Source organism: Actinacidiphila paucisporea, assembly GCF_900142575.1.
Lineage (GTDB): Bacteria > Actinomycetota > Actinomycetes > Streptomycetales > Streptomycetaceae > Actinacidiphila > Actinacidiphila paucisporea.
Map to the genome: position 1 here is coordinate 1 of NZ_FRBI01000062.1, position 8,413 is coordinate 8,413.

9 protein-coding genes are annotated in these 8,413 nt (G+C 74.0%); 7 read left to right on the forward strand and 2 right to left on the reverse strand.

Annotated features, from left to right (window positions below):
- Positions 1–109: 109 nt before the first annotated feature.
- From BUE44_RS35360 to BUE44_RS35385, 6 genes are all read left to right on the forward strand, one after another.
- Positions 110–1,579 carry an MFS transporter gene (locus BUE44_RS35360; RefSeq protein WP_073503109.1) on the forward strand — a complete coding sequence of 490 codons (1,470 nt, stop codon included), beginning with the start codon at positions 110–112 and terminating at the stop codon, positions 1,577–1,579.
- A gap of 113 nt (positions 1,580–1,692) precedes the next feature.
- Complete coding sequence (locus BUE44_RS35365; RefSeq protein ID WP_079190370.1) at positions 1,693–3,309, forward strand: acyl-CoA carboxylase subunit beta; 1,617 nt, start codon at positions 1,693–1,695, stop codon at positions 3,307–3,309.
- A gap of 135 nt (positions 3,310–3,444) precedes the next feature.
- Entirely contained in the window at positions 3,445–4,629 is a 1,185-nt protein-coding gene (locus BUE44_RS35370) for an acyltransferase family protein (protein ID WP_159450341.1), read from the forward strand.
- Positions 4,630–4,871: 242 nt separating this feature from the next.
- On the forward strand, positions 4,872–5,324 hold the full coding sequence (locus tag BUE44_RS35375; protein ID WP_073503111.1) for an SRPBCC family protein: 453 nt from the start codon (positions 4,872–4,874) through the stop codon (positions 5,322–5,324).
- 6 nt (positions 5,325–5,330) lie between these two features.
- Positions 5,331–5,912 carry a hypothetical protein gene (locus BUE44_RS35380; protein WP_073503112.1) on the forward strand — a complete coding sequence of 194 codons (582 nt, stop codon included), beginning with the start codon at positions 5,331–5,333 and terminating at the stop codon, positions 5,910–5,912.
- 34 nt (positions 5,913–5,946) lie between these two features.
- Complete coding sequence (locus BUE44_RS35385; RefSeq protein WP_073503113.1) at positions 5,947–6,156, forward strand: DUF6059 family protein; 210 nt, start codon at positions 5,947–5,949, stop codon at positions 6,154–6,156.
- 60 nt (positions 6,157–6,216) lie between these two features.
- On the opposite strand, the gene pip is transcribed toward BUE44_RS35385, so the two are convergent.
- Positions 6,217–7,191 carry a prolyl aminopeptidase gene (pip, locus tag BUE44_RS35390; protein WP_200804635.1) on the reverse strand — a complete coding sequence of 325 codons (975 nt, stop codon included), beginning with the start codon at positions 7,189–7,191 and terminating at the stop codon, positions 6,217–6,219.
- Between the two features lie 50 nt (positions 7,192–7,241).
- Here pip and BUE44_RS35395 point away from each other — a divergent pair, with 50 nt between their 5' ends.
- On the forward strand, positions 7,242–7,718 hold the full coding sequence (locus BUE44_RS35395) for a MarR family winged helix-turn-helix transcriptional regulator (RefSeq protein WP_073503114.1): 477 nt from the start codon (positions 7,242–7,244) through the stop codon (positions 7,716–7,718).
- Between the two features lie 53 nt (positions 7,719–7,771).
- Here BUE44_RS35395 and BUE44_RS39160 read toward each other — a convergent pair whose 3' ends face one another.
- Positions 7,772–7,933: a hypothetical protein gene (locus BUE44_RS39160; RefSeq protein WP_235002774.1), complete on the reverse strand. Its 162-nt coding sequence runs from the start codon at positions 7,931–7,933 to the stop codon at positions 7,772–7,774.
- Between the last annotated feature and the right edge of the window lie 480 nt (positions 7,934–8,413).

Consider the following 8,413-nt stretch of genomic DNA (forward strand, 5'->3'; position numbering starts at 1 on the left):
TGACGGCCGGTGGTGTGACGGCCGGTGGTGTGACGTCCTGAGGGCCGGTCGCCGGTGCGGCGCCGGCCGCTGACTGCTGACTGCTGACCTCGACCGCGGGAGCCGGACCATGAAGACCGCCCATCACCCGGCCGCGGGGCCGGCGCCCCACCCCAGCGCCGGGGTCGCGGCCCCGCGGTGGGGCCTGCTGGCCGTGCTGGCCGGCAACATGCTCATCGACTCCCTGGAGGTCTCCGCGACGCTGGTCGCGCTGCCGGCGGTGGGGGCGGGCTTCCATCTCGCGCCGAGTACCGCCCAGTGGGCGATGACCGCCTTCGCGATCGGCTTCGGCGGCCTGATGCTGTTCGGCGCGCGGGTGGTGGCCATCCACGGCGCCCGCCGCGCCTACCTGCTGGCGCTGCTGGCCTTCGCGGCGGCCTCGCTGCTGGCCGGTGTGACCGGGAGCTTCGCGGTGCTGGTGGCCTGCCGGGTCGTCAAGGGCTTCTGCGCGGCGCTGACCGCACCGACCGGCCTTGCCATCATCCTCAACACCTTCCCCGAGGGACCCCCGCGCAGCAGGGCGATCTCGGTGTACACCGTGTTCGGTGCCGGCGGGTTCACCGGCGGGCTGCTGCTGTCGGGCCTGCTGACCGACATCAGCTGGCGGTGGACGTTCGCGGCCCCGGCGCCGGCGGCCCTGCTGCTGTTCGTGCTGGGGCTGCGCATGATCCCGGCCGCCGGCCCGCCCGCCGGCCCGCGCCGCCGCTACGACCTGGCCGGCGCGGCCAGCGCGACGGCGGCACTGGTCTGCCTGGACTGGGGTATCGCCTCGCTGCCCGGCCGGGGCCCCTCCAGCGTGCGGGTCTGGGGCGCCCTGGCCGGCTTCGCCGCCCTGGCGGCGCTCTTCGCGGCCCGCGAGCGCACCGCGGCCGACCCGCTGCTGCGCCTGCCGCCGCGCGCCGGCCGGGCCGGCATGCTGCGCTCGGCCCTGGGCGCCGGATCGCTGAACGGCTCGTACCTGGCGCTGCTGGTCGTCATCACCTTCCAGTTCCAGACCACCCAGGGCTGGTCGCCGCTGAAGACGGCGCTGGCGATCCTGCCGGCCAGCGTCCCGCTGGCCGTGCTGGCCCTGCACTCCGGGCGGATGATCGCCCGCTTCGGCACCCGGCGGCTGATCGCCTACGGCGCGCTGCCGCCGGTGGCGGGCTACCTGCTGTACGTGCGGCTGCCCGCGCACCCGGACTACCTCACCGCGGTACTGCCCACGCTGCTGCTGGTCGGCGCCGGCTTCGTGCTGTCGTTCGCGGCACTGAACACCCAGGCCACCGCCGACCTGCCGCCGGCCGAACGCGGCGGCGCGGCGGCCCTGTACCAAAGCGCCGTGCAGGTCGCGGCGGTCATCGCCCCCGCCGCGGCCGCGGCACTGTTCCAGTCCGGCCTGGCCGGCGGCCCCGGACACAGCGCGGGCCTGCGGCCCGCGGTGTGGCTGGTCGTCGGGATCGGGGCGGTCGGGATGGTGGCGGCACTGACCGCACCCCGCCGCCGCCCGGTGCCCGCACCCCGCCCCACCCCGGCGGGAGCGAACGCCAAACAGCCCTGAAACCCCCCGTTCTTTTGTGTCTCGCCGCCCCCCGGGCGACGTCGCCCCCGCCCGGCTACCGGCCCCGGGGGCGACCGGCCCGGCCCCCTCACAGGCGAAGGTTGATTCGATCCATGACGACTGTCGCGAGCACCGAGCCCCCGCACGCCCAGCCCCGCCCCGGAGAGCGTTCCGGGCCCCGCTCCCCGCGCGACCGGGTGGCCGAACTGGCCCTGATCAAGGAGCAGGCCCGCGCCGCGACCGGCCCGGCGGCCACCGCACGCCAGCACGCCCGCGGCAAGCTCACCGCGCACGAGCGCATCGCCCTGCTGCTCGACCCGGACTCCTTCACCGAGGTCGAAGGCCTGCGCCGGCACCGCGCCACCGGGTTCGGCCTGGAGGCCAAGCGCCACCACGGCGACGGCGTCGTCACCGGCTGGGGCACCGTCGAGGGACGCACCGTGTTCGTCTACGCCCACGACTTCCGCGTCTTCGGCGGCGCACTGGGCGAGGCCCACGCCCAGAAGATCCACAAGATCATGGACATGGCCCTCTCGGCCGGCGCGCCGATCGTCTCCCTCAACGACGGCGCCGGCGCCCGGATCCAGGAAGGCGTCGCCGCACTGGCCGGCTACGGCGGCATCTTCCAGCGCAACACCCGCGCCTCGGGGATCATCCCGCAGATCAGCGTGATGCTCGGCCCGTGCGCGGGCGGCGCCGCCTACTCGCCGGCGCTGACGGACTTCGTGTTCATGGTCCGCGAGACCTCGCAGATGTTCATCACCGGCCCCGACGTGGTGCGCGCGGTCACCGGCGAGGAGATCACCCAGGACGGCCTGGGCGGCGCGCAGGTGCACTCAGCGGTCTCGGGCGTATCGCACTTCGTGTACGACGACGAGGCCGGCTGCCTGCGCGACGTGCGCTACCTGCTGTCCTACTTGCCCTCCAACAACCGGCAGCTGCCGCCCGCCGCCCCCACCACCGACCCGGCCGACCGCCCCAACCCCGCCCTGCTGGACCTGGTACCGGCCGACCCCTCCCGCGTCTACGACATCCACCAGGTGATCGCCGAACTCGCCGACGACGGCGAGTACTTCGAGGTCCACACCGCCTGGGCGCCCAACGTGGTGTGCGCGCTGACCCGCCTGGGCGGCCAGGTGACCGGCGTGATCGCCAACCAGCCCGCCTCCTGCGCCGGAGTGCTGGACATCGACGCCAGCGAGAAGGCCGCCCGCTTCGTGCAGTTCTGCGACGCCTTCAACATCGCCCTGGTCACCCTCGTCGACGTCCCCGGCTTCCTGCCCGGAGTCCGCCAGGAGCACCACGGCATCATCCGCCGCGGCGCGAAACTGCTCTACGCCTACTGCAACGCCACCGTCCCGCGGATCTCGCTGGTGCTGCGCAAGGCCTACGGCGGCGCCTACATCGTCATGGACTCCCGCTCGATCGGCGCCGACCTGGCACTGGCCTGGCCCACCAACGAGATCGCGGTGATGGGCGCCGAGGGCGCCGCCAACGTCATCTTCCGCCGCGAGATCAACGCCGCCCCGGACCCCGAGGCGGCCCGCCACCACCGCATCAAGGAGTACCGGACCGAACTGATGCACCCCTACTACGCCGCAGAACGCGGCCTGGTGGACGACGTCATCGACCCGGCCGACACCCGCAAGGTACTGATCGGCGCACTCCGGATGCTGCACGGCAAACACGCCGAGCTGCCCCACCGCAAGCACGGCAACCCCCCGCAATAACCCGGGGGAACCCGGCCCCACACCCCGTTCCTTTCGGGGTGCTCATGACGGGCGAGGCGATCGGTGGCGGCGCAGCCGGCACCCCTACGACCGCTTTCGTTCCCCATGAGCACCACTACCCGAAAGGAGTCACCCGTGGCCACACAGGCACCTCCGCAGCAGCCCACGCCGTCCCTGCCACAGACCTCCAGACCCGCGCCCCGCAACCGCCTGCACTCCCTGACCGGGATGCGCGCGGTGGCCGCGGCGATGGTCTTCGTCTTCCACACCACCCAGCCGCAGATCAGCCCGTTCACCGGCACCACCGCCGCACGGGCGGCCCGCTGGTTCACCTGCTTCGGCCCGATCGGCGTGTCGTTCTTCTTCGTCCTCAGCGGCTTCGTCCTGACCTGGGCGGTACGCAAGGACGACACACCGGGCCGGTTCTACCGCCGCCGCCTGGTGCGGATCTACCCCAACCACGTCGTGACCTTCGCCGCCGCGCTGGTGCTGTTCGCCTCGGCGGGCGTCATGACCGGCACCAAGGCCACCACGCCACGGCTGTGGCTGCCCAACCTGTTCTTGCTGCACGCCTGGACACCCCACCTGGACGTCCAGCTCGGGGTCAACCCGCCGAGCTGGTCGCTGTCCTGCGAGGCGCTGTTCTACCTGTGCTTCCCGCTGCTGTACGCCCTGATCCGCAAGATCCCCCCGCGCGCCCTGTGGGCCACCGCCGGCGTCATCACCGCCCTGGTCGTGGCCGTGCCGGCACTGGCCTACGCCGTCCTGCCGGGCGTCCACGGAGCAGGCGTCCTGGGGCTGCCGGTCACACCGGACCAGCTGTGGCTGGTCTACGTCTTCCCCCCCGCCAGGCTGCTGGAGTTCGCCCTGGGCATGGTGATGGCCCGGATCGTCCTGACCGGCCGTTGGGTCCCGATCCCGACCGCGGCCGCCGCACTGCTCGCGGTCGGCGGATACTTCCTGACGTTCTCGCTGCCCTTCCTCTACCGCTTCGAAGCGGCCACCATCGTGCCACTGGCCCTGCTGATCCCGGCGGCCGCGGCCGCCGAGGGCCGCGGCCGCCGCTCGGTCATGCGCAGCCGCGTCATGGTCCGCCTCGGTGACCTGTCCTTCGCCTTCTTCATGATCCACGCGGTCATGCTGGTCACCCTCACCCGCCTGTTCGCCGGCCACCAGCAATGGTCCGACGGGCAGGCCTACGGCGTGATCGCCGCATACGCCACGCTGTCCCTGGCCGCGGCCTGGGTACTCAACACCTTCGTGGAACGCCCCATGGTGCGGCACTTCAGCCAATCGCGCGCCCTGCGCGCCACCGACTGAACCGCACCCGCCTGTTCATCCCCTGGTCCGGCCCGGGACGCGACCCGTCGCGCCCCGGGCCGGACCAGGCCTTCCCTTTTATCTCGACACGCCCCTGCCGGCACGCCCCTACCGGCGTGCCGTGCCGTGCCGTGCCGGTGCCGGAGGCCTGGGCGCCGGTGTCATGCCTTTCGTTGATCACGAAGTCGCTGCCGCGGCCGGTGCCCGGCGGCGTACCCCCCCTTTTTTTATGGAGGACAACCATGGACGAGGTCAGCATCTGGGTGGGCGCCGCCCCCGAGGCGGTGTGGGCGGTCGTGGCCGACCCCACCCGTTACGGCGAGTGGAGCCCGGAGAACCAGGGCGGCCGCTGGCAAGGCGGCGCCGCCCCCGGGCCCGGCGCGGTCTTCAAGGGCACCAACAAGCGCGGCGTGGTGCGCTGGTCGACGACCTGCACGGTGCTGGAGTACGACGCGCCCAAGCGCTTCACCTTCGAGGTCGCCGAATCCCGGATGCGCTGGGGCTACCGCCTGGAACCGCAGGCCGGCGGCACCCTGATCACCGAGTGGCGCGAGCACGCAGGGCCGCTGCCGATCCCGGCGCGGATCATCACCGCCAGCCGGCTGCTGGGCAGGGACCGCGAGCAGCTGATGGTCGACGGCATGCAGGCCACGCTGGAGCGCGTCAAACGCGCGGTCGAAACCGACCGGCGGTAACCGGCGATGCGGGGCCTGAGCCGGTACGAGAACACCGTCGTCCTGCGATACGGGACAGCGGACACCGCCGCCTTCACCCGGCAGGCGCACCGGATCCTCCAGACCAGGATCGGCGGCTACCGCGGCTACGGCGTCACCGGGTCGCTGATCGTGCCGGTCGCACTGGACCTGGCCGACGGACCGGACCCGACGAGGCTGGACTTGCGGATCAGCGCCGAACCGCACGCCGGCACCGGCAGCGCACTGGACCTGCAGGTGGTCATCGAACCCGACCCGTACGCCGGACTGCGCCTGGCCGGCCTCGGCCCGGTGCCGCTGCCGCTGCGCCGGGGCACCGTCGACGCCGTGCGCTGCGCCACGCTCGTCTTCGGCCTCGGCGACATCGACAGCGAAGGCCCGACCGCGGAGTTCGGCCTGACCGTGCGCTCCGAGGCCGGCCTGCAGTGCGCCTACGCCTGCGGCACCCTGCAAGAGCCCTACGCCCCGCGGTGGGAGGCCTCGGTCCGCTCGGCCGCCGTCGCCGCCCGCGACCGCGGCCTGCCCGCCTCCGCCGCGGTCGGCCAGATCGCCGCACACTGCCTGGCCTGACAGCCACCGGCCCGGGGGAGAGGAGGGCGTGCCCGTGCCCGCGAGTGTGCGCTGGGTCCTCCTGTTCCTCCTGCGGTGCCTGCGGGACTTCGGCTACCTGATGGTCTGCATCCCCCACCCGCCCCAACCCCCGCCCTCCCGGCCCGCCCCCGCACCTGGCCACCCCGAGCAGGTCACACCGCTTCGGGCGCTGCCCCGCCAGGAGCGGCGCCGGTGGAAGGACCTGGAAAAGCAGCTGCGCTGACCCCCCGGCACACAAGCCGGCCGGGCCGGCGGGCGAGCAGGCCGGTGCGGGGGGTGGGGGTCAGCCGGCGGTGCCGGTGGCGGGCCGGAAGGCGTCGGTGGCCGCGATCACGGCGTCCCTGGTGGCGTCGCCCGACAGCCCGTGCCCCTCCCGGTCGATCAGCACCAGCCGGGCGTCGGTCCACACCTGGGCCAGCTGCCAGGCGATGTCGGGGGGCCCGCTGATGTCCATCCGCCCGTGGACCATCACCCCGGGAATCCCCGCGAGCCGCCCCGCGCCGCGCAGCAGCGCCCCCGCTTGGAGGAACCCGGCGTGCCGCCAGTAGTGCGTGACCAGGCGGGCGAAGCGCAGCCGGAAAAGCGGGTCGAGGTAGCGGGGATCGGGCCGGTGATCGCCGTGGGTGGCCACGTGCACGTCCTCCCACCGGCACCACTCGCGCGCCGCCCGCTCACGCACCTGCAAATCGGGATCGGCGAGCATCACCGCGTACGCCTCGGCCAGATCGCCCGAGCGCGCCCCGGGCGGCACCGCGTCGCGGAAGCGGGCCCACTGCTCGGGGAAGATCCGCCCCATGTCCCGGGTGATCCACTCCACTTCGCGGCGGGAGGTGCTGGTGACGCTGAAGAGCACCAGCTCCGAGACGCGCGCGGGATGCTGCTCGGCATAGGCCAGCGCCAGCGTCACCCCCCAGGACCCGCCCAGCACCAGCCACGCGCCGATGCCCAGATGCCGGCGCAGCAGCTCGATGTCGCCGATCAGGTGCGCGGTGGTGTTCGCCGCGAGCGAGGTCTGCCAGTCGCCGGCATCCGGCGTGCTGCGCCCGCACCCGCGCTGGTCGAACAGCACGATGCGGTACGCCGCCGGGTCGAACAGCCGGCGCCAGAACGCCCCGGCCCCCGACCCCGGCCCGCCGTGCAGGACCACCGCCGGCTTGCCCGCGGGATTCCCGCAGACCTCCCAGTACACGCGATTGCCGTCACCGACGTCGAGCACCCCGTGCTCGTACGGCTCGACGGCCGGATAGATCCCGCTCATGTGCGGCGCCCCCTCCTGCCCAGATCTGACAGCACTGTTACATTATCAGGGTGAGGACCCCCCCCGACCCGGCGGCCGTCGGCACCCTGCTGCGCCACGTCCTGGACCTGCTCGACGGCGACGTGGCCAGGGTCTACCGGCAGCAGGGCCTGCCCGAGTACCGCCCCCGCTTCTCCCCGGTCGTCCGCGCCCTGCTGGCCCACGGCCCGCTGCCGGTCCGCGACCTGGCCGCCGCGGTGGGCGTCACCCACTCCGCCGCCAGCCAGACAGCCGCCCAGATGGCCCGCGCGGGCCTGGTCACCCACACCCCCGACCCGCACGACGCCCGCCGCCGCCTGGTCGAACTGACCGACAGGGCCCACGCGCTGCTGCCGCGGATCCAGGCCGAGTGGCAGGCCACGGCCGCGGCGATGAGGGAACTCGACGCGGAGCTCGCCATGCCGCTGGGCGACCTGCTGGCCCAGGTCGCCCGCGCGGTCGAGCGCCGCCCCTTCGGCGCACGGATCGCCGCGGCCCACCAGCGATAGGCCCCACCCCCGGCCACCGCCGGGTCCCCCCGGCCCGCTGACGGCCCGGCAGGTCACCGCGCGGCGGCGGCCACCCGGCTCACCACGGGCCGCCAGTGCTCCAGGCCCGGCGTGCCCAGGCCGACGACCTTGCCCGCGTCGTCACCGCGGCGCAGCGCCACCGCGGCGGCGAAGTCCGGATCGGCCTCGAAGGCGGCCGCCTCCGGTGCGGTCATGGCACCGCCCTGGCAGGCCGCCAGGGTGTGGGCACTCTCGGGGAGAGCGCGAGGCCGGGCTCGGTCGCGGCCGGGTAGCGCTTGGCGGGGATGTGGAGGGCCACCAGGCGGCGACCCGCCGCCCGAGCACGGGCGCGACGGCCTTCGCACCGCTTTCGCCGTGGCCGGCTTCGTCACCGGGCCGCAACCGGCGCCCGACGTCATGGCGAGACCGGCTACCTGGAGCTCCTCGTCCTCGGGATACCGGGCCGCCACAACGGCGGCGACCTGCAGGCCGTGCTGAAGGATGTCCACCGGGTCGCCACTGCCGCCCGGGGTGTCCCAGACGCCCTCGCACCCCGCGAGCAGCCCCATGAGCCCGTCCACGGACTCCACGAACTCCACGGGCGCTGCGGGCTTCGGGGCTCGGGGGACTCCGCGAGTGCTGCCGGCGCTGCGGGCTTCGGGGCTCGGGGGACTCCGCGAGTGCTGCCGGCGCTG